Raw genomic sequence first — 24,703 nt, forward strand, 5'->3', positions numbered from 1 at the left:
CATTCTGGCGCGTGATCAAAACGATGGGCGATGCGTCACGCCAGGATGCCAACGACGAGGGCGTCGTTGGCTGCGCCCGAGGGCGGGCGCGCTCCCCAAACCATCAAAATCACGGCGTGACGGTGCGGTAGAAGGCGGCGGCCGGACGCGGAGTTGTTTCGTGGTATTCGATGAGGCCGGAGGCGGGCGCGGTCTGCGTGTCGATGGTGTCCCACGGGCCGGTCACGCTGGACGCACGCTGCAATCGGTAGGTGAGTTCGGGGGCGCCGTTGAAGCGAACAAAGTAACCGCCGCTGCTGGCATCAGGCACGATGGTGAGTTGGGTGCCAAAGCCCAAGCCGGTGAAAACGTAGGCTGCCCCGGAGTCGGTGGCGCTGTTGTCGCTCTGGTTGCCGTTCACGCCGGTGGCGTTACTGTCCTCCCCGATCGCCCCAACGACGACGGTGTCGCCCGACACGGCGACTGCAAAGCCGAAGGAGTCACCGGGGATGAAAACGTCTGAGCTACCGCCCGTGTTGGAGGCTTTGAGATAGGCCTGCTGGCTCCAGTTCGTCCCGTTGCGCACCAACACGTAGGCCGCGCCGGAGTTGGTGGCGCTGTTGTCCGTCTGGTTTCCGGTAATCCCGGTGGCGTTGCTGTCTTCGTAATACGCCCCGACCACCGTGGTGTCGCCCGATATCGCCACGGAGATGCCCAACTGGTCACGCGCGTCCGTGTTGGATGCTTTGAGGTAGGCCTGCTGTACCCATGTCGTCCCGTTGCGGACAAAAACGTAAGCCGCCCCAGAGTCAGTGGCGCTGTTATCGTTCTGATTGCCGTTCACGCCGGTGGCGTTGCTAGCCTCGCCATACGCTCCGATCACCACCGTGTCACCCGACACCGCCACGGCGGAACCGAACTGGTCATCCACGCCGGTATTGGAGGCTTTGAGATACGCTTGTTGGCTCCAATTCGTCCCGCTGCGGACGAAAACGTAGGCCGCGCCAGAGGCAGAAGCGCTGTTGTTGCTCTGGTTGCCGTTCACGCCGGTGGCGTTGCTAGCCTCGCCATACGCTCCGCTCACCACCGTGTCACCCGACACAGCAACCGACAAGCCGAAGTTGTCACCCGGCCCGGTGTTCGACGCTTTGAGATACGCTTGCTGGGTCCAGTTCGTCCCGCTGCGCACGAAGACATAGGCCGCACCAGAACTGAAGCCGCTGTTGTTGCTCTGGTCGCCGTTCACCCCGGTGGCGTAGCTGTTCTCGTTCCATGCCCCGACCACCACCGTGTCGCGCGACACCGCCACCGAATAACCGAAGCCGTCATTCGCGTCGGTGTTGGAAGCCTTGAGATAAGCCTGCTGGCTCCAATTCCCCGAACTGTCGCGCACGAAGACGTAGGTTGCACCGGAATGCGATGCGCTGTTGTTGCTCTGGTTGCCGTTCACGCCGGTGGCGTTGCTAGCCTCGCCATACGCTCCGATCACCACCGTGTCGCCTGACACCGCCACTGAACGACCGAAGGCGTCATTTGATCCGGTGTTGGAGGCTTTGAGATAGGCCTGTTGGATCCAATTCGTTCCGTTGCGCACAAAGACATAGGCGGCGCCCGATTCAGGAGCGTTGGTGTTGCTCTGGTCGCCGTTCACCCCGGTGGCGTTGCTGTTCTCATAGGGTGCCCCGACCACTATCGTGTCGCCCGATACCGCCACCGATTGGCCAAAGTTGTCACCAAAGTTAAGGGCGTCAGCCCCACCGGTGTTGGAGGCTTTGAGGTAGGCTTGCTGGGCGGGCGTGGGCGCGGCATACGCGCTCTGCAAACTCATGGCCGCCATCGCGAGTGCGGTGATGAGGCGACTGCTCAGAAGGTGGGAGCAGAAGTGAAGGAGCGGCGTGGTTTTCAAAGTGGTCTGTTTGTTTTCACGCAAGACGCTACCAGCAGAATGTGTTTTTTACAATGAAGAAATAGTCGGGAGCGCAGCCGCCCCGGCTGCGGTTCGACGCGCCCTCGCGTCGAACACTTCGTCGTGCAACCGAATCGCTTCACGCTGCGCAACGGCATGATGCCAACGACGAGGGCGTCGTTGGCTGCGCCCGAGGGCGGGCGCGCTCCCCATTCCACCGAATCGCTACTATGCCAGCAGCTTCGTCACGATTTCACCGCTCACGTCGGTGAGGCGGAAGTCGCGGCCCTGGAAACGGAACGTCAGCTTTTTGTGGTCGATGCCGAGGCAATGCAGAAACGTCGCGTGGAAATCGTGAACGTGGACCGGGTCTTCCACGATGTTGTAACCGAAGTCGTCCGTCTTGCCGAGCGTGATGCCGCCTTTGATGCCGCCGCCCGCCATCCAGATACTGAAGCAACGCGGATGATGGTCGCGTCCGAAACTGGTCTTGGTGATTTCGCCCTGGCTGTAGCTGGTGCGGCCAAATTCGCCGCCCCAAATAACCAAGGTGTCCTCCAGCAGTCCGCGTTGTTTCAAATCAATGATCAACGCCGCCGAAGCCTGGTCGGTCAGTTTGGTCTGGCGCGTGATCTCGGCCGGCAGGTTGCCGTGATGGTCCCAGTCCCGATGGACGAGTTGAATGAAGCGGACGTCGCGCTCAGCCAGTCGCCGGGCGAGCAGGCAGTTGTTGGCGAAGGATGCCTTGCCCGGCTCCGCGCCGTAGAGGTCGAGCACTTCCTTCGGCTCTTTGGAAATGTCCATCAAGTCCGGCACGCTGGTCTGCATGCGATAAGCCATTTCATAGGCCTCGATGCGCGTGGCGATTTCCGGATCGCCCAGCTCGCCCAGCTCCATGCGGTTCAACTCTTGGACGCCATCGAGCAACTGCCGCCGCGTCTGCGCGCTGATGCCTTTGGGGTTGGTCACGTAGAGGACGGGATCGCCCACGCCGCGGAATTGCACGCCCTGATGGTTGCTCGGCAGGAATCCGCTGCCCCAATAACGCGCCTGCAACGGCTGGCCGCCGCTCCCAGAAACCAGCACCACGTAGGCGGGAATGTTTTTGTTCTCGCTGCCGAGGCCATAAGAAATCCAGGAGCCCATCGTGGGCCTGCCCGGTTGCTGGTTGCCCGTGGCGAAAAATGTTACTGCCGGATCGTGATTGATCGGCTCGGTGAACATGGAGCGGATGATGGCAATGTCATCAATGACCTGGGCGGTGTGCGGCAGAATCTCCGACAACTCGCCGCCGGACTTACCGTGTCGCTTGAACTCGAACGGCGAGCCGACGCAGAGCAGTTGCTTCTGTCCACTGGTCATGCCGGTGATGCGCTGGCCCATCCGGATTGACGTGGGCAGTTCCGTACCGGTCAGGTCCTTCAGTTTTGGTTTGTGGTCGAACAGGTCGATGTGCGACGGCGCGCCGGACATGAACAGGTAGATCACGCGCTTGGCCTTGGGCGGGAAATGGAATGACTTGAGGACACCGTGCGATTGCACCGAGTCCGGCGAAGCGGCGAACAGATTCTCTTTGAGCAACGAGGCCAGCGCGATGGCGCCGACACCCGTGGCGCCGCGCCGCAGGAATGCGCGGCGAGAAATTGTTTTTTCAAATTCCGGTTGGTAGAACATAGGTCAACCTTTCGTGATCGTTTCGTCCAGATTCAAAAGAATGTTGCCGATGGCCGTCCACGCGGCCAGTTCGCTCACGTCCAGATCGGTGGGGCGCGGCGATTCACTGACGCTGAGCAGCGCTTCGGCGGCTGCTTTGTCCTGCCGATAGTTTTGCAATTGCTGCTGATAAATTCTTTCGAGCGCCTCCAGTTCATTTTTCTTGGGCGGTCGTGCCAAGGTGAGACGGAAGGCGTAGGTCAGACGTTTGGCGACATCGTCGCCGCCATTCTTCATCACGCGTGCCGCCAGACCGCGCGCGGCTTCGACATACACCGGATCGTTCATGAGGATCAACGATTGCAGCGGCGTGCTGGTTCGCGGCCGTTGTACGGTACATACTTCGCGGCTGGGCGCATCGAAGGTGACGAAGGCCGGATACGGCATGGCGCGTTTCCAGTAGGTGTAAAGGCCGCGCCGATACAAGTCTTCGCCCTTGCTTTGAACGTAGGATTGACTGCTGAAACTGTCACCGAAGCCGACCTGTTCCCACAAACCGGGTGGTTGATACGGACGCACACTCGGTCCGCCAATTTTTCGATTCAAGAGGCCGCTGACCGCCAGCGCGTTGTCGTGAATCATCTCCGCGTCGAGCCGAAAACGCGGGCCGCGCGCGTAGAGGCGGTTCTCCGGATCGCGTTCGACAAGTTCCTTGGTGACCTTGGCCGACTGGCGATAGGTGGCGGACATGACCATCATTTTTTGCATGGCCTTGATGTCCCAGTGCTGCGCGATGAACTCGGTGCCGAGCCAGTCCAACAAATGCGGATGGCTCGGCCATTCGCCTTGCACGCCGAAATTATTGCTCGTCTTAACAATGCCGGTGCCGAAGAACATTGCCCAGAGTCGGTTCATTGTGACGCGGCTGGTCAAAGGGTTGTCAGGAGAGACCAGCCATCGGGCCAGCGCCAGACGGTTGACGGGCGCGCCAGCAGGCAACGGCGGCAGACTGGCGGGCGTGCCGGGCGCAACAAGTTCACCTTTGTTGCGAAAGTCGCCGCGGACAAGGACGTGCGTTTCGCGCGGCTTCTCCAAGTCCTGCATCACCATCGTGGAGGGGATTGTGGCTTCGAATTTGTTCAGCTCGTCGCGCTTGGCGGTGAGTTGTTGTTTCAACGTCTGAACTTCCGGCACGAAGGTCTCGCGATAATATTTTGTCAGTTCGGTTTTCTGCGCCTCAGTTCGCTTCTCCGGCACGAGCGGGAGAATGTTGCGAACGTTGTCCGGCAACGCGGCGAATTCAACCAACCCATCTGACGTGGTGACTGCCAGTCGGAAACGGCCGATGGCGTGTTGCTTGAAATCCGAATCAAACTTGAGGCGGACTTTCAGCTTCGTTCCTTCCGCGAAACCAAACGGTTGTTTGGCGATAAAGACGGCTTGGTGATCAACTTGATTTGCCGCTTCATACCCGGCGATGGCCCAGCCTTTGTTCGGCTTTCCTTCCAGCGCGGATTGCACGTTGAAATCTTTTTGATTCACATCGGCCACCGCCGACGCGAACTGAACCGGATACTTGGTGACCGGATTTTTGTCAGCAGCAAAATAATAGGCATAGTCGGCACCGCCATTGTTGATTTTCAACAACAGTTTGTTTTCACCCGCGGCCAGCCGGAGCACCAATTTCTCCTGGTCGGCCGCGACACCACGCGCCACATCGTTCGCCAGCAGCTTGCGACCGTTGAACCAGACCTGAATGCCGTCGTCGCTGCCCAGCGAAATCATCATCTGTCGGGCGCTCTTGACGATGATCGTGCGATAGAGATACGTCGCGGCGTTCTCGGTGGAACCGAGCGATTGCACCATGCCGTCTTTCCAGTCCGGCTTATCGACCCACTTCAACTTGCCTTCGTCGTAAGTCTTGGTGAGGTCAATCTCCGCTTCGGAAATGAATGCCTTGCTGAAAGCTTCCTTCGCAGAGGCGGCTTTGAACGGCCCGAGCACATGCCAGACGCCGAACTCCGGTGACTCTGGACTCGACGAGGACGCCTCGCCGGATGGCGCGACTTCCGCCTCGGCCTCAAACGCGGTCAACACGAAATTGCCGTTCTCACTGCGGCTGCTTTTGGCGGGGAAGCTTGCGTCGGCCAACGCTTCGAGCCGGATGCCGGTGATGGCGTCCAGCGGCGTTTTCAAAATGACTTCATAAGTCTCCTTGTCCGGATTGGTACCGCCAGCGAGGACCGATTTGTCGTCGAGCTTTTTAAGCGTGGCCCCGCCCGCCGAAGTGAACTCCGCGGGATCAACCACCGACCAATCGGTGAGCACCTTCTTGCGGATTTCGTCTTCCCATTTGGCTTGGGCGAGATCGAGTTCCTTGTGCGGAGTTTCCAATTGCTTTTTCAAGTCGGAATCCAGCACCGCCGCCTTGTCGCGCAGTTCATCCCAGCGAACTTTCTGTTCGGGCGACGGAACTTTGATGCTCGGTGCGGGATTATCTTTCTGTCCATCGAGTCCTTTTTCCGCGATGGAATTGAAGAACGCGTAAAACTTGTAAAAATCCTTTTGAGTGAAGGGATCGTATTTGTGGTCATGACACTCGGTGCAGGCCAGCGTGATGCCCAACCACACGGTGGCGGTGGTGTCCACGCGGCCCACTTGATACTTGGTGAGATATTCGTCGGGATCGGCACCGCCTTCAAAGTTGACCATTTCATTGCGGTTGAAACCCGTGGCCACCTTCTGATCCATCGTCGCGTTGGGCAAGAGGTCGCCTGCGAGTTGCTCGATGGTGAACCGATCGAAGGGCATGTTCTCATTGAACGCGCGGATGACCCATTCCCGCCACAACCAGATGTCGCGATTGTTGTCGATGTGATATCCGTTGGTGTCGGCGTAGCGCGCGAGGTCGAGCCAGAATTCCGCCATGCGTTCGCCGTATTGGGCCGACGCGAGCAAGCGATCCACAAGCTTTTCGTAAGCGTCCGGGTTTTTGTTCGACAGAAACGCGTCCACTTCCTCAATCGTGGGCGGCAGACCGGTGAGATCGAATGTCAGCCGGCGAATCAGGGTCAGTCTGTCGGCCTCGCTGGTGGGTTTGAGCCCTTCCTTTTCAAGTCGTGCCAGAACGAAATGGTCAATGGCATTGCGCGGCCAGGATTTATTTTTTACCGCCGGCAACTCCGGTCGCTCAGGCGCGAGGTAGGCCCAGTGCCCTTTCCATTCCGCGCCCTCATCGATCCACTGGCGCAGCAATTCGATTTGTGCCTTGGTAAGTGCCTTGCCGAATTTGGGCGGCGGCATGTGGTCGTCTTCATCGGTCGCGGTGATGCGACGGAACAAATCGCTCTGCTTGCTGCTGCCGGGGACGACGACCAATTTGCCTTTGTCCAGCGTTTTGAACAGACCGTCCTTTTGGTCGAGACGAAGTTTGGCTTTACGCTTGTTCTCGTCGGGACCGTGGCAGGCGAAGCAGTTTTCAGACAGGATCGGACGAATATCGCGGTTGAAATCGATGGCGGTTTTCTTCCGTGCCGGCTGGGTTGCACCGGAGGCGCTGGCCGCCAGCAGCGCGAGAATAGCCAACAGCCAAAGCAAACCAAGCCGTTGGCCATTGAGCAGACTGCGGATTTCCATATCACCAGAAATTGTATCTATTTATCTGAAACGTGCAAACCTATGTTTTCTTTGGGTTTTGCGTATCTTTCGCCACCCAAGCCGGCCATGGAACCTGGCTGAAGATTTATCAGAACCGAAGGTTGATTTTGAACTGGGTCTGTGATGTATTGAGCCGTTGACGCGATGAATGGCAACGAAGCCGGTGTCGCGCACGAAGAAATCAAATCAAAATTATGCAAGCGATTGCCGAAGAAAGCGCCGTCATTCAAAAAACGAGAGAACTGTGCCAGACCCTGCTGGATCAACCCGACGTTCAATCCATGCGGCAACGGATTGACGCATTCGTGGCGGATGATCGCGCCAAGGCACAATACGATGCGTTGATGGTCAAAGGCCAGTCGCTCCAGCAAAAGCAACAACTTGGCACGGCATTGAGCAACGACGAGATTGCGGACTTTGAAAAACATCGCGAAGCATTCGTGAACAATCCGGTGGCCAAAGGCTTCCTCGACGCGCAGGAGGAAATGAATCAATTGCAGCAATCCCTCGGTCAATATGTCACCAAGACGTTTGAACTGGGTCGCGTGCCTGGCCCGGAGGATTTTGATTCCGGCTCGTGCGGTCACGGTTGCGGGTGTCACCATTGAGTAAGAATTGTGATCACCAATTGGCTTCGTTACTAGTGTGGGCGTGGCGCAGGATCAGCCGTTTATTCTGTCTGAAGTGTTCCGTTCGCGTATTGAAGTAAATTCTCTCTTGAATCTGGGATGAGAAAAATAAAAGGTTTCACGGACTCTAAACAAATCTCAACTCAACAAATTATGAAAAACATTCTCGCAAACATCCTCGCCGTTTCCGCCTTGGTAATCACTTTCACTTTCACCGCATCCGCCGATGATCTGGACAGTCTGAGCGGCAAGTGGTCGTTGAAGAAAAAGAGTCCTGATGGTCAGACCATCACGCAGTCGATCGAAATCAAGAAGGACAAGTTCACCTTCGAGATCAAGGGCAGCGACGGCAACACCGTGTTATACGCGGAAGGGAGCATCAAGCTGGAAAAACTGGGCGCGTTCAAGTCGATCAAGTTTTTCAACATCAAGGCCGGCCAATCCGCCTCGCAAACCGAGTCGGTGGATGAAGAGCGGCTGTCCATTTACCAGCTCGGCGAGGGGACGTGGACCTTGGCGGCAAACTTCGACGCCGTGCGTGATGAAAAGCCGAGCGTTGATGTTTATACCAAGGCGGGGAATTAAAGGCGAATCGTGTCCGGTCGGTGATCGAACCGATGAATTCTTCGTAGCAGCCGACGTAAGGAGGCTCTGAATTAAAATTCCGAAATCTGAAACCCGAGATCCAAAATTGATCAGAGCCTCCCGACGTCGGCTGCTACGGGATCAACTGGCCGGATGAAACCAACTGTTCTTGTCACCGGCGGCAGCGGATTTATCGGCACGTGGGTCATCGCTGAATTGCTGCGACGCGAATGCCGGGTCGTCGTCTATGATCTCACCGACGGCGGGAAGAAGTGGCGACACCTTGTCGGATCATCGGCAAACGAAGTGACATTCGTGGGCGGTGATATTCTGGATGCAAAAGTGCTGGGCGCGTCGTTTGATGACCATCCGATTACCAATGTCATTCATCTCGTCGGCCTGCTCACGCCCGCCTGCCAGCAGGATCCGTATCGCGGTTTTGAAATCAACGTCCTGGGCACGACGCGAATCTTTGAGTTGATCCGCGAACGGAAGTCACAGATTCAAGGCGTGGCCTACGCCAGTTCGATTGCGGTTTACGGCAGCGCGGGGAACGATCCAACCAGTGTGGAGAGCGTTTCAGATGGAGGAAACGCCGCGCTCGAACCGCTCACGTTTTACGGCGCGTTCAAGCGGGCCAACGAATTGATCGCCCGGCAATACTGGTTGCACTTCGGAATCCCATCCGTGGGACTGCGTCCGCCGCTGGTGTATGGCTGGGGACGCGAGACGGGTTTGACGGCCGGGCCGACGCTGGCCGCGCGCGCCGTTGCCACTGGCGAACCTTTTGCGGTCAGCTTTTGCGGCCCGGCTAATTTCGGATACGTGGAGGATTCGGCGTGTGCTTTTGTGCGCGCGGCTTTGGAAATCAAGCAAGGCGCTCATACCGTGGATGTGCCGGGCGAAGTTTCCACGGTGGAAGAAATTGTCAGCTTGTTGAAGCGTATTGAACCGAGTGCTGCCTCCCGCCTTTCCATCGCCGGTCCACCGTTGCCATATCCAGCAACTCCGAGTCATCATGGCATCGAAAAATTGTTTCCAGATTGGCGAACCACTTCGCTGGAATACGGCTTCCGGCGCACGATTGATCTCTATCGGAAGAATCAGGCAGGCTGAATGGTGCCGAGCGACTCCGTCAAAGCCACGACTGCATTTTCTCCCGCAAAGATGGCTGCCAGAACTCCATCAGTCGGAGACTCAATCGGAACGACGGCTTTCTCAGTCTCCACCTCGACGATCGGTTCGCCGAGCCTGACTGGGTCGCCAATTTTTTTCAGCCAGCGGACAACCGTGGCCTCCGTGACAGTCAGGTCCAGGTTGGGCATGACGATGGGAACACCGGAGGCGGTGGGTTTTTCGGCGGGTGTCACTGTCGCCGGTTTGGGGCGCGACTTCGTTGCCGACAACTCGGTGGCCGCAAAAGTTCTTCTTTGCAAACGAGCATCGTAGCCGCTCAATCGTCGCGGCAGCAGCGGTCGTCCCTCAACCACGGCTTGAGCAGCCGCGACAATTTTGTCCACGGACACAACGATCTCGTTTTCCAGCGGCGGGCTGAAAGGTTGGGCCACCGGGTCTGGATGCAGTCGTCCCACGGGCGCGGCGAGTTTCTCGAACGCGTGTTCCATTACGGCAGCGGAAATCTCCGCGCCCACACCGCACATCGAGTAAGCCTCGTCCACAATCAAAAGTCGTTTCGTTCTGGCGACGCTTTCGAGAATAGTTTCAACATCCAGCGGCACGATAGTTCGCAGATCGATGATCTCGCACAAAACTCCTTCCTTCTCCAAGGACGTGGCTGCTTCGAGACTGCGATGTACCAACACGCCACAGGTGACAATCGTCAGATCCTTTCCGGAACGAACAATCTCCGCCTGACCAAACGGGACGAAGTGTTCGCCCACTGGCACCTGCCCCTTGCTGCCGAAAAGAAGTTTGTGCTCCAGAAAAATCACCGGGTCGGAACAGCGAAGTGCGGTTTTGATGAGGCCCTTGGCATCGGCGGGATTCGACGGCACGACGACGATCAGCCCCGGAATATGCGCCCAAATTGGATAATAGGTTCCGCTGTGATGCGGCCCGGCGTTCTTGATCGCGCCCATGCTGGCGCGCACAATCATCGGCACACTGATTTGTCCATTGCTCATGTAGCGCAGTTTGGCCGCCTGCTGAATGACCTGGCTGGCCGCTTCAAACAGAAAGTCGATGAACATCAGATCGGCGACGGCTCGATTGCCGGTGGCCGAGGCACCGATTGCCGCGCCCGTAAATCCGAGTTCGCAAATCGGCGTGTCGATCACTCGTTGCGCGCCGAACTCTTTCCAAAGTCCTTTCGTGTGGGCAAAGCTGCCGCCGCGTTCCCCGATGCCTTCGCCGAGGTAAATGATGTTGGGATCGCGCCGCATCTCTTCGGCTAAACCATCACGCACAGCTTCGAGCCAGCTTTGTTCAACAGTCTTGGGCGCGGGCTGAGCGGCGGTTGCGTATGGCAGTGGCGGGTTGACCGGGTTGGCCCAAACATGATCGTTGGCGGTAGCTGCGTCCGGCAACGGTGAGGATTCAGCGAACTCCACGGCAGCCTCAATGCGTTTGGTGACGCGGTCGTCGATTTCTCGGAGTTGCTCGTTCGTCGCCAGTCCTTCGGCGACCAGCCATTTTCCAAACCGCAGAATCGGGCAGCGGTTTTTCCAGGCGTCCAGTTCGTCCTGCTGGCGGTAAGTGCCGACCAGCGGATCGCCTTCGTGGTGTCCAACCGTGCGATAAGTCTTGGCCTCGATCAAGGTCGGCCCGCCGCCGCTCCGGGCGCGTTCCACCGCCTGTCGCGTGACTTCCCAGACCGCGAGCACATCGTTGCCGTCCACCGCGATTCCAGGCAGGCCGTAGGCCGCGGCACGACTCGCGATCTCCGGATTTTTTGTCGCCAACGCCAGTGGGGTGGCGGTGGCGTAGAGATTGTTTTCGCACACGAAAATGACCGGTGCGTTCTGCGCGGTGGCGAGATTGACTGACTCGTGAAATGCGCCGTGGTTCGTCGCGCCGTCGCCGAAAAAGGCGACCGATACTTGATCCGTCTTGCGCACTTTGGCGCCAAGGCCGACACCAACAGTCGCGGGAATGCCGCCACCGACAAAGCCATTCGTCCCGAATAATCCGACACTTGGATCGTAAAGGTGCATGCTCCCACCGCGACCGCCACAGCAACCGGTTGCCTTGCCGTAAAGTTCCGCCAGCACGATTTTCGGATCAACGCCTTTGGCGATGGCGTGGCCGTGGCCGCGATGCGTGCTCGTAATCCAATCATCCCGCCGCAGATGCGCGCAGACGCCGACCGCCACCGCTTCTTCACCCACATAAAGGTGAATGAAACCCGGCATCCGTCCGGCCTTGTATTGTTTTTGCGCGGCGAGTTCGAAGTGCCGGATCAAGACCATTTGCTCGTAAAGCGCGAGACAAGTCGCGGGTGCTGGACTGGTTGGCGCGGATGTGGAGATGACGGCTGATTTCATGTGCTGGTCGTGCGTGGCATTTCATTCAATTAACGCTCCGCTGTCAAAAAGTAATGTTGCTTGTGAAGAGAATCGATTTGGTTTACAAACGCCGCCACAGCCAATGCACAGCTTAACCAGACTACGAAATATTCTTGGCAGGCGCACAGCCCCCAAGTGTAACAGCGCCCCCTCACCCTGCCCTCTCCCCCTCGGAGTGGGAGAGGGTGGCCAAAGGTCGGGTCAAGGGGAATCCGAAACGCGTGAGAACCATCTACGGTCGGTCCAAGTTCCTCGTTCGTGTCTGAACAGTTTAAATGTGTTGATCAACCTGGCTCTATGGAGCATTGCGAGCAACATTGCAGTTGGGGCGGAAGGTGAACAGCCCCCGGTCAAACATCGCATCCTGTTCGCCGAATATGGCAAGGGGCCAAACCGGCTCGTCGAGGTTTCGGCGGACGGCAAACTGGTTTGGGAGCACAAGTTTCCAAGCATCGCGGTCATCTTCGAGGTTCTGCCCAACGGCAACATTCTTTACGCTTACGGCGGCAAACCGACGGGCGTTCAGGAGATCAATCGCAATCATGAGGTTGTCTGGAACTACGAAAGCAAATGCCCGCAAGTGCTTGGTTGTTCGCGTCTGCCGAATGGCAACACGCTGCTGGGCGAACAAGGGCCTTGTCAGGCCGTCGAGGTGAATCCCGAAGGTAAAGTGGTTAGAACCACCAAGCTGACGACGAGTGTGGAGGGTTATCATTTGCAAGTTCGCAACGTTCATCAACTGGCCAACGGCAACATCCTGGCCGCGCACGAAGGGCAAGGAGCCATTCGCGAGGTCAATCCCGAGGGCCGCGTTGTTTGGGAACACGCGAATGTGGAAAATGCGGGTGACGCGTTGAGGCTCGAAAACGGCAACACGCTCATCTCCTGCGGCACGCAAAAGCGTATCATTGAAGTGACGCCCGATCACAAGGTGGTGTGGGAATTTGGAGCGAAGGACGCGCCCGAGTTGAACCTGACCTGGATTTCGAGCATTCAACGGCTCAAGAACGGCAACCTCATCGTTGGAAACTTTCTGCGCGGTCAGGAAGGCAAAGGCGTCCATGCCTTCGAAGTCACGCGCGATAAGAAAGTCGTCTGGACATTCGCCGACCATGAGATGCTGAAATCGCTGACAACGGTGCGCGTGTTGGACGACTGAGACAAACTTCAGATGATCTTCCGCGCAATCACAACCTCGAATTTTAGCATCGCCCCCTCACCCTGCCCTCTCCCCCTCGGAGGGGGAGAGGGTGGCCGGAGGCCGGGTGAGGGGATATCCGGATACTTCGAATACTACTCGCAGTAGGTATGAATTGGTTGAACGGATCGTCACTTGCCGCACGCTAAAACTCTCATGCCTCCTGCCATCGCGACATTTTTCGACCCTGAGCGGACGCGGAGGAAGATCGCGTGGCGGATTCTGCCGTTCGTCTTCATTCTCTACATCATCTCGTACCTGGATCGCGCCAACGTGGCATTCGCCAAGTTGAACATGTCGGAGGATCTCAAGTTCTCGGAAGCGGTCTTTGGTTTCGGCGCGGGCATTTTTTTCATCGGTTATCTGGTCTTGGAAATTCCCGGCGCACTGATCGTGGAACATTGGAGCGCGCGGAAATGGTTTGCGCGGATTCTCATCACGTGGGGATGTTGCACGGTGCTGGTCGGGTTGGTGCGAACTCCATTTCAATTTTACGCCGCGCGGTTTCTCCTGGGTGTTGCGGAAGCCGGATTTTTTCCGGGTCTCATTGTTTACTTCACGCATTGGTTCAGAAGCCGCGACCGGGCGCGGGCGCTCTCCGGCATGATCATGGCGATTCCGTTTGGACTGGCGCTGGGCGCGCCGGTGTCGGCGCTGATCCTGCAAGTGGACTGGTTCGGACTGGCCGGTTGGCGTTGGGTGTTTATTCTGGAAGGTCTGCCGGCCGTGTTGTTCGGCGTCATCACGCTTTTTTATCTGACGGATTTTCCCCGCGAGGCAAAATGGCTTGAGCAGCGCGAACGCGAATGGATCACCGCCGAACTGGAAACTGAGAAGCAAAAGAAGAAAGCGCTCGGGCGCATCACTGTCTGGCAGGCTTTGCGTCAGCGCAACGTCTGGTTTCTCGCGCTTGCGCTCTGTGCCGCCAACGCTGGTGGCTATGCGTTTGGTTTCTGGCTGCCAACAACGATCAAGAAAGCTTCGGGTTTCTCCGCTTCGGCAGCGGCGGCGTGGACGGCGTTGCCTTATGCCTGCGGGCTGATTGCGATGTATCTGGCGGGACGATCTTCTGACCGCACTGGCGAACGGAAGCTGCACACGGCCATCGGACAGGCGATGACGGCGATTTTTTTGGCGCTAAGCACGATGCCGGGACAGTCCTTTCCGCTGGTCATGTTCTGGCTTTGCCTGACGGGCGCTGCGGCGTACTCCTGGCCGCCGCCATTTTGGGTGCTGCCAACGATGACGTTGACCGAATCCGCCGCTGCCGCGTCGATTGGCCTCATCAATTCCATCGGAAATCTGGGTGGGTTCATCGGGCCTTATGTGTTTGGCTGGTTGCGAGACGGCGGATTCTCTCATAACGCCAGCCTGCTTTTTCTTGCGTCCTGTTACCTGCTGGCAGCGATCCTGGTGCTGGCCGTTCGCGTGCGGCCTGAAGTTGTGCAAAAAAATAACTGAACCGGATCAAACTCGATCGAAGTAAATCTGGAAGGAGAGATCGCCCCGGCTAACGGCCCCATGCTCACCGCGGAGCTTACCGCCGACAGAGGCTGTTGAGGTATTCCTCAAGGCTGATGTAACCGTCGCCGTTCCAGTCAGCATTACGATCGGCTGGAACGGCCGGGTTCAACCCGTGTGGCTACTCCCAGGCGTCTGGCATTCCATCGCGATGCCGGTCAACCGCTGCCGGGGAAGTGCGGAGAGCGGACCAGCCGCCCACCTGCTCTTGCGAATCGATCAACTTGCCCCGGCGATTGCGAACATCGTCAATCACGCGCTGGCACACGACTATGTCTGGCCAATCTTGACCAGGTCTGGCATCGAGTCGTACCGTTACCCATAAATAAATCCGGTCTTCGAAAAAGCTGCAGGCTCTAACCGAGACGACTCAAACTACCCAGTCTCGATCTGCTTTACAGCCTCGACGCAGCGACCGCAAATCGTCGGATGCTCCGGGTGCTTGCCAACATCCGTTTCCCAATGCCAGCAGCGCTCGCATTTCTGGCCGCGTGCGTGAAACACAAGAACAGTCGGAGCGTCATTTCGTCCTTCGACAGGAGGGCAGTCTCTGGAGACAAGCTTGAGTTCGGAAACATTTAGCATTTCTTTCATACTCGCGGCATGTGGTATCAGAGCCTCGATGACAGTCGGTGAACCTTCAAGTTCAACCTCTGCCTCTAGCGACTTTCCAATGGCTTTTCCTTGTCGGGCACCCTCCAAACCATCAAGGGTATGTTCACGCAGTTTGAACAATTTCTCCCAGAGCTCCCGTTCTGTTTCGGGCCGTTCAAACTGATTCGGGTGCCATGTCTGTTGGTGGATGGATGGAACAGCTTTACTAGGCACGAAGTCCCAAGCCTCATCCGCCGTAAACGCCAGAATCGGCGCGAGCATCTGGCACAGGCCCGTTACAAGCCGATGCAGCGCGCTCTGAGTCGAGCGGCGGCGGTGCGAATCGGCCGCGTCGGTGTAGAGCCGGTCTTTGATGACGTCGTGGTAAATCGAGGAAAGTTCGACCGCAATGAACTGACTGATCTTCTGATAAACGACGTGGAATTCGTATTTGTCGTAAGCCGCAATGACTTCGCTCTCAAGCTTCGAGAACTCGCTGAGAACCCAGCGGTCGAGACCAGTCAACTTGTCGTCGGCCACGGTGTGCTTCGCGGGATCGAAGTCGTAGAGGTTGGAGATCTGGTAGCGCAGCGCATTACGGATGCCGCGATAGGTCTCGGCCACCTTGTTGATGCGTTCCTCGCTGACGGTGATGTCGTTGCGGAAATCCTGCGAGGCGACCCAAAGGCGCACGATGTCAGCGCCGTACTTCTTCACGTAAGCTTCGGCGGTCTGCGGTTTTTCATAGACGCCATGCGCCTGTCTGCTCTTGGAAATCTTTTCGCGGTCGGCATCGACCATGAAGCCGTGGGTGAGCACGGTCTTGTAAGGCGCGGCACCGTTGCCAGCCAGCGAGAGCAGCAGCGATGATTGAAACCAGCCGCGATGCTGGTCCGAACCTTCGAGATACATGTCGGCCTGCCAGGAATTGGTTGAGGGTTGAGAGTTGAGAGTTGAGTGATTCAATTCCGGGCGACGCATCAAGACTGCGCGCGACGACGAACCCGAATCAATCCACACGTCCAGCGTGTCGTTGGATTTGGTGACGGCTTCCGCTCCTTTCCAGTCTTTCGGTTTCACGAGCGACCAGAGTTCGCTCACGGATTTCTCGAACCAAACGTTGGAGCCATGTTTCTCGATGAGGTCGGCGGCGTTTCTGACAATCTGCGCGTCAAGGATGGGTTCGCCTTTCGCGTCATAGAATGCCGGGATCGGCACGCCCCAACTGCGTTGACGCGAGATGCACCAATCGGGACGCGATTGCACGGCGCTTTTGATGCGATTCACGCCCCAATCAGGAATCCATTGGACGCGGTCAATCTCGGCAAGAGCCTCTTGACGGAACGTAGCAGCCGAGGTGACGAGGCTCTGATCAATTTCGGATTTCGGATTTCGGATTTCGGATTTTGAAGTGAGCCTCCTTACGTCGGCTGCTACATGGTCAATTCGCACGAACCACTGGTCCATCGCCCGGAAGATGATCGGCGTCTTGCTGCGCCAGCAGTGCGGGTAGCTGTGATGATAATTTTCCTGGTGCAACAGGACATTGCGGACGCGCAGTTCGTGCAGCACGGCGCGGTTGGCGTCGCTCTCGCCGTGCTTTTCGAGAATGGCTTTGCCGATCATCTCGGCGGGCATCTGTTGTTCAACCGGCAATTCGTTCGTGTAAGCGAAGCAACCATCGTCATCAACGGGCGAATAAATCGGCAGGCCATTTTGACGACCGAGATTGTAATCGTCCAGGCCGTGACCAGGCGCGATATGGACGAAACCGGTGCCGGTGCTGTTATCGACAAACGAGTCGCCAGCGAACAGTTTTCCCGTGCGATTGCAAAAGGGATGGTGATATTCGATCTGCTTGAGTTGATCGCCGGTCAGGCTGCGGATGATTTCGTAACCGCCCCAGCCGCACTTCTCGGCAACGGTGGACAACAACATTGTCGAGACAATGTAAGTTTGATCGCCGGCGCGGATGTGCGAGTAGCTGAAGGTGGAATTGTAAGCGACGGCGAGATTGGCGGGCAACGTCCACGGTGTTGTCGTCCAGATGACGATGGAAGTGTTCGCCTCGCCGACGACCGGGAACTTGACGAAGATGCTCTGGCTGACGTGGTCCTGGTATTCCACTTCGGCCTCGGCGAGCGCGGTGCGGCAGGGGATGCTCCAATACACCGGTTTCTTGCCGCGATAAACAAATCCTTGCTCGACGATGTCGGCGAACAAACGAAGTTCGTCGGCCTCGTACTCCTTGTTCAGCGTCAGGTAGGGATTGTCCCAATCGCCGAGCACGCCGAGGCGCTTAAACTGCGTGCGTTGAAAGTCGATGTATTTGCGGGCATAAGCGTCGCAGGCTTTGCGGATCGTCGCCGCGTCGGCACTGGTGTCGCCAGCCTTCCGCATTTCTTGAGAAACTTTAAATTCAATCGGCAGGCCGTGACAATCCCAGCCCGGAACGTAGGGCGCGCTGAAACCACGGAGTGTCTTGTATTTGACGATGATGTCCTTGAGGATTTTGTTCAGCGCCGTGCCGATGTGCACATCGCCATTGGCGAAAGGTGGGCCGTCGTGGAGAACAAATTTCTCCGCACCGGCGCGCGCAGCCTGGATTTTGTCGTAAAGTTTTTCGCTCTCCCATTTCTTCAAGCGTTCCGGTTCGCGCGCGACCAGATCGGCTTTCATGGGAAAGTCGGTGCGCGGCAGATTCAATGTGCTCTTGTAGTCCATCTGACTTTTCAAAGGGGAAGACGCTAACAGCGGTGATGCCGGGAAGCAAGTTCGCTCGATGTCGCAGACAACTTCCGGCCGCAAAAAACCGTCCTGCGCAGACAGGACGCTTTATCGGGAAGGGGATCGATTCCACCGGGGGCGGCGACGCAACGCAGTCCACGCCAATAAACCCAGACCGCCAAATAGAAAAAGGTCTTGCGGTTCGGGAACGACGGAAACCGTGAAATTATCGATTCGGTCCGTGCCGGCGGTCGCGACCGTGCCACCACCGATCGAAGTGGTGCTGCCGTCGATGATGCGGAAATAAACGACGGGCGCATTATCAAGCGCAGTGACTGAACTGAGGTCGTAGGCAAAAGTAAAGAGGCCGGAACTGGTAGTCGAATTCCACACCGGATTCGGGGCGCCGTTCAGCAAGACGGTGTAACTCAAGCCAAACTGGGTAAACAGCACTCCGTCCGTACTATACTGCAAACTAAAATCCCGAGGCCCCGTGGAACTGCCGGTTTGATCATACGAAACCGCAATGCCGGTGAATCCGAGCGTGCTGGTTTGGAACTGCCAATAATCGCCCACCGACCAAACATTCGCGCTGTACGATTCAACCGAACCGTTCCCCGAAGGATTGCTGTAAACGGCGACATTAGTACCCACCCCGACATGAAATCCAGAGGCGGTTCCGGTCCCCACTTCCGCGAGGTATGGCCCGGAGTTGGTGGGGACCGAGGCTTCAAACGTCCATTTGGCAATTTGCGCTAAGCCCGCTGGGACACAACAAAGTGAGGCGACAAGAATTACAGCAAGTTTTTTCACGGCCAATAAGATGGTTCTTTTCGGCTGGATGCATCATTGGTGAACTGCGCGACGAGTGCAATACAAACTTATTCACATTTTGAATGCCTGGGCGTCCAAACCGCTTCGGTCAGCTAAACCATTGGGAAAGTTGCATTTGACGGCAAAATCGTTACGCTCTGCCCATGATCAGATCGGAAAGACCGCCGGGTGACCCGGAATTGAAGCGTCGCATCCAGGAACTCATCGCTTACAAAGGCGGCGGCCATAACCACGACCACGTCGAGGACATCATTGAAAGTGCGTTGAAGCTGCTGACCGATGTGGAAGACCGCGGCGACGTGCGCGTGATTCAAACGGCGATTCGTGAATTGCGCTATGCCTTCAAACTCTTTGCGCCTTATGCCGGCGTGCGCAAGGTGACGATCTTCGGTTCGGCGCGCACGCTGCCCAGCAAGACGGAGTATCAACAGGCGGTGGATCTGGGGCGCAAGATTGTCAAGGCCGGCTTCATGGTCATCACCGGCGCCGGGCCGGGGATCATGCAGGCTGGACACGAAGGCGCCGGCCCGGAAAAGAGCTTCGGCGTCAACATCCGGCTGCCGTGGGAACAAGGCGCCAATCCCATCATTCAAGACGACAAGAAACTGATCAACTTCAAATACTTTTTCACGCGCAAGCTGATTTTCGTGCGGCATTCGGATGCCATCGCCCTTTTTCCCGGCGGCTTCGGCACGATGGATGAAAGTTACGAGGCGTTGACACTGATGCAAACCGGCAAGAGCCAGTTGATGCCGCTGGTGCTGATCGAGAAACCCGGCGGCACTTACTGGAAAACGTGGGACAAGAACGTCCGCGAACATCTCCTGCGCAACCAGCTCATCTCATCGGATGACCTCCACCTGTATCACATCACCGATGACACGGACCAGGCAGTGAACATCATCACCCGCTTTTATCGCAACTTTCACTCCAGCCGTTTTGTGAAAGATCTGTTCGTCATCCGCCTCAAACATGCGCCATCACCTTCAGCCATCGAATCGATGAACGAAGATTTTGCCGACATCATCGCCGGCGAGAAGATCAAACTCATCGAAGCCACGCCGGAAGAAAAAGAGGATGAAGATGAGGTGAAGCTGCCGCGCATTGGATTCGGATTTGACCGCCGCCATTACGGCCGACTGCGCCAGTTGATTGATGTGTTGAACGGGTTGTAAGCCGGTGACTCACTCGTAACGCAACGATTCAATCGGGTCGAGGTTCGCCGCTTTGTAGGCGGGATAGGTGCCGAAGATGATGCCGACGAGCGAACAGATCAACAGGCCGATCACCGCCCAGTCGAAGGGAATCACGGGCGGCAGTTTCAGAAAAAATGCGGTGGCGTTTCCGCCGAGAATGCCGAGCAACACGCCCAGCGCGCCGCCGACTTCGCAGAGCACCACGGCTTCCATGATGAATTGTACCATGATGTTGCGCTTTTTGGCGCCGACAGCCCGGCGGATGCCGATCTCGCGCGTCCGTTCCGTCACCGAAACGAGCATGATGTTCATGATGCCGATGCCGGCGGCGATCAACGCAATCGAACTAATCACCGCCACGCCCATGCGCACCGTCAACGTGAAGGATTTGAACTGGGCGATCATCGAATCATTGGAAAAGATTTCAAAATCGTCCTCCTTGCCCGGCGGCACCTTGCGGATCACGCGCATGATTCCGCGCACCTGTTCGACGGTGTCATCGTAGAGTTCCTGGCTTTGCGCCTGAACGAGAATCGACAAGCTCCGCCACGGCTGGTGACCATAGCGCCGCAAACCGGTGGTGATGGGAATGACGGCGAAGTTGTCCTGATTGCCGCCCAGCATCAAGCCGCGCGATTCCAACACGCCGATAACCGTGTAGTTGATGCCGTCAAACTTCACCTGTTCGCCAATGGCGGAACCGAATGGAAACAGTATCTTGGACAGACTGTTGCCGAGCACGCAAACGTCGTGTTCGCTGTCCACGTCTGAATCCAAAAGGGCACGGCCATCGGCCACAGTCCAGTTCTTCGCAGGGAAAGTTCCCGGCGTGGCACCGGAAAATTCGACGTTGGGCGGGGTTTTTTCGTAACGCGAAACCGCCTGCCCGCCCCAAAACCAGGTTTCCAGTCCCACGCTGCCCGCAAGTGTTGCCCGTTCCTGCACCTGCAGGCATTGAGCGAGCGTGATACTCTTGCGCCGCCAGAATTTTTCAAAGCCTTCCGGTCCGCCGAAATAAATGCCCGGCCACTTCCGCACCACGAACGTGTAACTTCCCAACCGGCTCAAATCCGCTTCGATGCTGGTCTGCATCACGCGCATCGCCGTCATCACCACGATGATAGAAAACACGCCCACCAGCACGCCCAGCAAGGTCAGCGCTGAACGCAGTTTGTGCGACGTGAGCGCGTTCATCGCCATGCGAAAACTTTCGCGCGCTTCCGCGAACAGGATGGTTCTCTTTTTCGATCTCATCTGCAACTCACTCATTCCTCAAGGCATCGACGGGATTCATCCGTGCCGCGCGCCAGGCGGGGAAGAAACCGGAAACGAGCCCGGTCATCAGCGCAACCAGCAGGGCAATCGCCACGACGAGCGGCGACATTCGCGCGGGCATGAATTTCGCCATGACCAACGTCAACGGCCAGGCGATCGCCAGTCCCAACATTCCGCCCAGCAGACAGATGCTCGCGGCTTCGATCAGGAATTGGACCATGATCGTGCGCCGTTTCGCGCCGATGGCTTTACGGATGCCGATCTCGCGGGTGCGTTCCGCCACCGACACGAACATGATGTTCATGATGCCGATGCCGCCGACGAACAGCGAAAGTCCCGTGATGAAAAAACCGACGGCGGCAATTCTTCCCGCCACGCGATTGAACATCTTGATGAACATTTCCTGTTGATCGATGCCGAAGTTGTCCTCGTCGGCGGGCGCAACGTGGCGAATTCTCCGCATCACACCGCGCAATTCCTCTTTCGCATCCTCAAGCTGGCGCAGGTCGTTCACTTTCACCTGAATTTGCACGTCCGGCTGCGCCCAAAAGCTGCTGACAAATTGTTGCATCGGGATGATCACCTGGTTGTCCGCGCTGAATGGCCCCATGAAGTTTCCCTGCTTCTCCAGCACACCGATGACTTCCAACGCCCCTCCGCCCAACTGAATTTTATTGCCCACCGGCGGTTCATCCGGGAACAGGTTCGTGGCGACGTTCGCGCCCAACACGCAGACCGCGCGGCCGCTATCCGATTCGCCCGGCGTAAAAAACCGGCCATCAACGACGGTCACTCCGCCTGTCAATAGAAACTGGTCCGTGGTGCCGATGACATTGACCATGTTCGAACTGCGGTTTTTGTATTTCACCGATGCGCGAGAATCCGCTTTGGGAGCGACGGCTTGCGCCAGAGTCATCTGCCGTTCCACCTCCCTGGCTTGCGCGATGGTAATTTCAGGACGGCGTTCGGCTGCGACCCATTCCTCGTCCGACTCGATGAACCAACCGAACCGCTGAACGAACAACACATCCGAGCCGATGGCTGAGATGCTTTGAAGAAAGGCGCGATTGAAACCGTCGATGGCTGTGCCCATCAACGTCACGGTGACAATGCCGATGATGATGCCCAACGTCGTCAGGCCGGAGCGCAGTTTGTTGGCGCGGATGGCGTCCCAGGAAATGCCCAGACCTTCCTTGAGTTCAGCGAAGAGGTTCATCCCGGTTCACACCCTTTCATCGCTGGCGATCTGGCCGTCGCGGATGCGCAGGATGCGCCGGGCGTGCTTGGCCACGTCCTCTTCGTGCGTAACGACGATGATGGTGTTGCCTTTTCGTGAAAGGTTCTCGAACAGATCCATGATCTCCACGCCGGTTTTGGTATCGAGGTTGCCGGTTGGTTCATCGGCGAGAATGATGGAAGGCTTGTTCACCAGCGCGCGCGCGATGGCGACCCGCTGTCGCTGCCCGCCGGACATTTCGTTGGGTTTGTGATGCATGCGGTCCGTCAGGCCGACGTTTTCCAGCGTGTCGAGGGCCACTTTCCGGCGTTCCTCGGCGTTCATGCCGGAATAAATCAGCGGTAGCTCGACGTTGTGAAGCGCGTTGGAGCGGGGCAACAAATTGAAACTCTGAAAGACAAAGCCGATTTCGCGATTCCGGATTTCCGCCAGTTCATTGTCGTCCATTTCGCTGACTTTGTTGCCGTTCAACTCAAACTCGCCGTCAGTCGGCGTGTCCAGACAGCCGATCAAATTCATCAAGGTCGATTTGCCGGAGCCGGAAGGACCCATGATGGCTACGTATTCGCCGCGCTCGATTTCCAGCGAGACATTGCGCAAGGCGTGAATGGTCTCCGTGCCCATCTGATAGCGGCGGGAGATGTTTTGCAGTCGAATCAGGGCCACAAGATTCTACCTTATTTTTTCACTTCGGCGGGAGGCTTGCCAATCTTGATTCGTTTGCCGTTCTCCAACTCTCGACTGATGGCCTTGTAGCCGCCGGACACCACTTCCTGTCCCTCTTTCAATCCTTCGGTAATCTCCACGTAAGAATCATCGCTGATGCCCCGCTTGACCGGCAACATTTTGGCGCGTTCGGCTTCAACGACGAACACGACTTCAATTGGTTTCGGGGCCTCGCCTGGTTTTTTGTCAGGCTTGGAGTTGTTTGTGGAAGTCATGGATGGCGCGTTCGTCGAGGCCGAAGAGACGGGATCGGTTTTCGCAGAGTTGGTGGTGGATTGTTTGGGGTCGCTCTTCGCGCCGGCGCGTTTGTCGGCGTCCGGCGCTTTGGGCAGTCGCGTTGTGACGCTGGCGATGGGGACCGAGAGAACGTTTGTTCGCGAGCGGGTTTCAATTTCCGCGTTGACCGACATTCCCGGTCGGAAGGTTTCCTTTTCCTTGATCCGGATTTTTACTTCGAATTTGGTCGCTTCCTGTGATTGACCACCGCCGCTGTTGCCGCCGCTGGCACCCAGCATGCCCGCACCTTTCGAGGAATTGGCAATCTCGGTCACGATGCCGTTGAATTTGCGGTCGCGGTAGGCATCCACTTCGAGCCGCGCCTTCTGTCCGAGGGCAATCAACACCACGTCGATTTCGCCAATATCGACGCGCGCTTCCATCTCGTTCAAATCGGCTACCGTCATGACTTCCGTCCCGGCCATCATGGCGGTGCCGACGACGCGTTCGCCGAGTTGGGAGTTCAAGCGGCTTACGGTGCCGGTGAGCGGGGACACGATGGTGGTCTTGGACAGGTCTTCCTCGGCCCGCTGGAGCGCGGCCTTGGCGACGGCCACCTGATGCACGGAGCTTTCGAGTTGCGCCTTCGCAATATCATAGGCGGTCTTGACCTCCAGATAGGCGGAGTCGGAAATCAGTTTTTTGGCGAAGAGTTCCAGGTTGCGTTTGAATTCCAACTCCGCTTTTTGCAAGCTGGCCTCCGCAGTGGTCTTGCCGGCCAACGATCCCAGATAGCTCGCTTCGGACGAATTCTTGCTGGCGATGTAGAGGTCCGGCTTGATCTTCAAAAGCAGGTCGCCCTTTTTGACCTGTTGTCCTTCCTTGACCGGCAACGCGATGATTTCGCCGCTGACTTCGGGGCTGATCTTGACTTGCAGCACGGGCTGGATGCGGCCGTTGGCGACGACCAATTCCGTGATGTTCCGGCGGGCGACCTGCTCCTTCTGCACGGTGATGACGACTTCCTTCTTCTTGAAGTAGGCGAACACGCCACCTCCGGCGGCCAACAGCAAGATCAGGGACACGACGATGATCTTTTTGCGCTTTTTCGATTTGGGATTTGCCATTTGTTTGCCTTCTAAAGACACCCCGCCGGTCGTTTTGTTTCAATAATATTCGGAGTCAAGGCCACTGGGTTGTTCTGCCATCTGGCAATATACTCGTCTTGGCAGTTGAATAGCCTGCC

Annotated in this window: 17 protein-coding genes; 7 read left to right on the top strand and 10 right to left on the bottom strand. The window is 57.3% G+C overall.

The window, feature by feature from the left end; all coding sequences use genetic code 11:
• Nucleotides 1-109: 109 nt before the first annotated feature.
• The 3 genes from HY298_21335 to HY298_21345 all read right to left on the bottom strand — a co-directional run bounded on the left by HY298_21335 (nucleotide 110) and on the right by HY298_21345 (nucleotide 7,174).
• Nucleotides 110-1,816: an FG-GAP repeat protein gene (locus HY298_21335; protein MBI3852806.1), complete on the bottom strand. Its 1,707-nt coding sequence runs from the start codon at nucleotides 1,814-1,816 to the stop codon at nucleotides 110-112.
• Between the two features lie 297 nt (nucleotides 1,817-2,113).
• Nucleotides 2,114-3,559, bottom strand: coding sequence for a DUF1501 domain-containing protein (locus HY298_21340; protein MBI3852807.1), 1,446 nt, complete (start codon nucleotides 3,557-3,559; stop codon nucleotides 2,114-2,116).
• A gap of 3 nt (nucleotides 3,560-3,562) precedes the next feature.
• On the bottom strand, nucleotides 3,563-7,174 hold the full coding sequence (locus HY298_21345) for a PSD1 domain-containing protein (GenBank protein ID MBI3852808.1): 3,612 nt from the start codon (nucleotides 7,172-7,174) through the stop codon (nucleotides 3,563-3,565).
• A gap of 215 nt (nucleotides 7,175-7,389) precedes the next feature.
• Here HY298_21345 and HY298_21350 point away from each other — a divergent pair, with 215 nt between their 5' ends.
• The 3 genes from HY298_21350 (at nucleotide 7,390) to HY298_21360 (ending at nucleotide 9,525) form a co-directional block, all read left to right on the top strand.
• On the top strand, nucleotides 7,390-7,803 hold the full coding sequence (locus tag HY298_21350) for a YlbF family regulator (GenBank protein MBI3852809.1): 414 nt from the start codon (nucleotides 7,390-7,392) through the stop codon (nucleotides 7,801-7,803).
• A gap of 174 nt (nucleotides 7,804-7,977) precedes the next feature.
• The gene (locus tag HY298_21355; GenBank protein ID MBI3852810.1) at nucleotides 7,978-8,409 is read left to right on the top strand and encodes a hypothetical protein; all 432 of its coding nucleotides are present in this window, start codon (nucleotides 7,978-7,980) and stop codon (nucleotides 8,407-8,409) included.
• A gap of 153 nt (nucleotides 8,410-8,562) precedes the next feature.
• Nucleotides 8,563-9,525, top strand: coding sequence for an NAD(P)-dependent oxidoreductase (locus HY298_21360; GenBank protein ID MBI3852811.1), 963 nt, complete (start codon nucleotides 8,563-8,565; stop codon nucleotides 9,523-9,525).
• Here HY298_21360 and HY298_21365 read toward each other — a convergent pair.
• The gene (locus HY298_21365; GenBank protein MBI3852812.1) at nucleotides 9,513-11,912 is read right to left on the bottom strand and encodes a dehydrogenase; all 2,400 of its coding nucleotides are present in this window, start codon (nucleotides 11,910-11,912) and stop codon (nucleotides 9,513-9,515) included. The two genes, HY298_21360 and HY298_21365, sit on opposite strands and share 13 nt — an antisense overlap.
• A 283-nt stretch (nucleotides 11,913-12,195) precedes the next feature.
• Here HY298_21365 and HY298_21370 point away from each other — a divergent pair, with 283 nt between their 5' ends.
• The 3 genes from HY298_21370 to HY298_21380 all read left to right on the top strand — a co-directional run bounded on the left by HY298_21370 (nucleotide 12,196) and on the right by HY298_21380 (nucleotide 14,977).
• A complete protein-coding gene (locus tag HY298_21370; protein MBI3852813.1) occupies nucleotides 12,196-13,092 on the top strand; it encodes a hypothetical protein in 897 nt (298 codons plus the stop codon).
• A gap of 195 nt (nucleotides 13,093-13,287) precedes the next feature.
• Nucleotides 13,288-14,592: an MFS transporter gene (locus HY298_21375; protein ID MBI3852814.1), complete on the top strand. Its 1,305-nt coding sequence runs from the start codon at nucleotides 13,288-13,290 to the stop codon at nucleotides 14,590-14,592.
• A gap of 175 nt (nucleotides 14,593-14,767) precedes the next feature.
• Nucleotides 14,768-14,977: a hypothetical protein gene (locus HY298_21380; protein MBI3852815.1), complete on the top strand. Its 210-nt coding sequence runs from the start codon at nucleotides 14,768-14,770 to the stop codon at nucleotides 14,975-14,977.
• Between the two features lie 50 nt (nucleotides 14,978-15,027).
• On the opposite strand, the gene ileS is transcribed toward HY298_21380, so the two are convergent.
• Together ileS and HY298_21390 are read right to left on the bottom strand one after the other, a co-directional pair.
• The gene (gene ileS, locus HY298_21385) at nucleotides 15,028-17,970 is read right to left on the bottom strand and encodes an isoleucine--tRNA ligase (GenBank protein ID MBI3852816.1); all 2,943 of its coding nucleotides are present in this window, start codon (nucleotides 17,968-17,970) and stop codon (nucleotides 15,028-15,030) included.
• Nucleotides 17,971-18,081: 111 nt separating this feature from the next.
• Nucleotides 18,082-18,786: a hypothetical protein gene (locus HY298_21390; protein ID MBI3852817.1), complete on the bottom strand. Its 705-nt coding sequence runs from the start codon at nucleotides 18,784-18,786 to the stop codon at nucleotides 18,082-18,084.
• Between the two features lie 164 nt (nucleotides 18,787-18,950).
• Between HY298_21390 and HY298_21395 the strand changes: the two genes are divergently transcribed.
• Nucleotides 18,951-19,982, top strand: a complete 1,032-nt coding sequence (locus tag HY298_21395) for a TIGR00730 family Rossman fold protein (GenBank protein ID MBI3852818.1) — start codon at nucleotides 18,951-18,953, stop codon at nucleotides 19,980-19,982.
• A gap of 9 nt (nucleotides 19,983-19,991) precedes the next feature.
• On the opposite strand, the gene HY298_21400 is transcribed toward HY298_21395, so the two are convergent.
• Genes HY298_21400 through HY298_21415 form a run of 4 tightly spaced genes read right to left on the bottom strand, consistent with a single transcriptional unit; the run spans nucleotide 19,992 to nucleotide 24,584 of the window.
• A complete protein-coding gene (locus HY298_21400) occupies nucleotides 19,992-21,257 on the bottom strand; it encodes an ABC transporter permease (GenBank protein ID MBI3852819.1) in 1,266 nt (421 codons plus the stop codon).
• Between the two features lie 7 nt (nucleotides 21,258-21,264).
• Entirely contained in the window at nucleotides 21,265-22,494 is a 1,230-nt protein-coding gene (locus HY298_21405; GenBank protein ID MBI3852820.1) for an ABC transporter permease, read from the bottom strand.
• A 6-nt stretch (nucleotides 22,495-22,500) separates the two neighbouring features.
• Entirely contained in the window at nucleotides 22,501-23,175 is a 675-nt protein-coding gene (locus tag HY298_21410; protein MBI3852821.1) for an ABC transporter ATP-binding protein, read from the bottom strand.
• 17 nt (nucleotides 23,176-23,192) lie between these two features.
• Nucleotides 23,193-24,584: an efflux RND transporter periplasmic adaptor subunit gene (locus HY298_21415; protein ID MBI3852822.1), complete on the bottom strand. Its 1,392-nt coding sequence runs from the start codon at nucleotides 24,582-24,584 to the stop codon at nucleotides 23,193-23,195.
• Nucleotides 24,585-24,703: the final 119 nt, after the last annotated feature.

Source organism: Verrucomicrobiota bacterium (genome assembly GCA_016200005.1).
In the GTDB taxonomy this organism is placed as follows: Bacteria; Verrucomicrobiota; Verrucomicrobiia; order Limisphaerales; family PALSA-1396; genus PALSA-1396.

Excerpts from the sequence above, each read along its gene's own strand:
- HY298_21335 (MBI3852806.1), bottom strand. The coding sequence starts at position 1,816 with ATGGCGGCCATGAGTTTGCAGAGCGCGTATGCCGCGCCCACGCCCGCC.
- HY298_21340 (MBI3852807.1), bottom strand. The coding sequence starts at position 3,559 with ATGTTCTACCAACCGGAATTTGAAAAAACAATTTCTCGCCGCGCATTC.
- HY298_21345 (MBI3852808.1), bottom strand. The coding sequence starts at position 7,174 with ATGGAAATCCGCAGTCTGCTCAATGGCCAACGGCTTGGTTTGCTTTGG.
- HY298_21350 (MBI3852809.1), top strand. The coding sequence starts at position 7,390 with ATGCAAGCGATTGCCGAAGAAAGCGCCGTCATTCAAAAAACGAGAGAA.
- HY298_21355 (MBI3852810.1), top strand. The coding sequence starts at position 7,978 with ATGAAAAACATTCTCGCAAACATCCTCGCCGTTTCCGCCTTGGTAATC.
- HY298_21360 (MBI3852811.1), top strand. The coding sequence starts at position 8,563 with ATGAAACCAACTGTTCTTGTCACCGGCGGCAGCGGATTTATCGGCACG.
- HY298_21365 (MBI3852812.1), bottom strand. The coding sequence starts at position 11,912 with ATGAAATCAGCCGTCATCTCCACATCCGCGCCAACCAGTCCAGCACCC.
- HY298_21375 (MBI3852814.1), top strand. The coding sequence starts at position 13,288 with ATGCCTCCTGCCATCGCGACATTTTTCGACCCTGAGCGGACGCGGAGG.
- ileS (MBI3852816.1), bottom strand. The coding sequence starts at position 17,970 with ATGGACTACAAGAGCACATTGAATCTGCCGCGCACCGACTTTCCCATG.
- HY298_21395 (MBI3852818.1), top strand. The coding sequence starts at position 18,951 with ATGATCAGATCGGAAAGACCGCCGGGTGACCCGGAATTGAAGCGTCGC.
- HY298_21400 (MBI3852819.1), bottom strand. The coding sequence starts at position 21,257 with ATGAGATCGAAAAAGAGAACCATCCTGTTCGCGGAAGCGCGCGAAAGT.
- HY298_21405 (MBI3852820.1), bottom strand. The coding sequence starts at position 22,494 with ATGAACCTCTTCGCTGAACTCAAGGAAGGTCTGGGCATTTCCTGGGAC.
- HY298_21415 (MBI3852822.1), bottom strand. The coding sequence starts at position 24,584 with ATGGCAAATCCCAAATCGAAAAAGCGCAAAAAGATCATCGTCGTGTCC.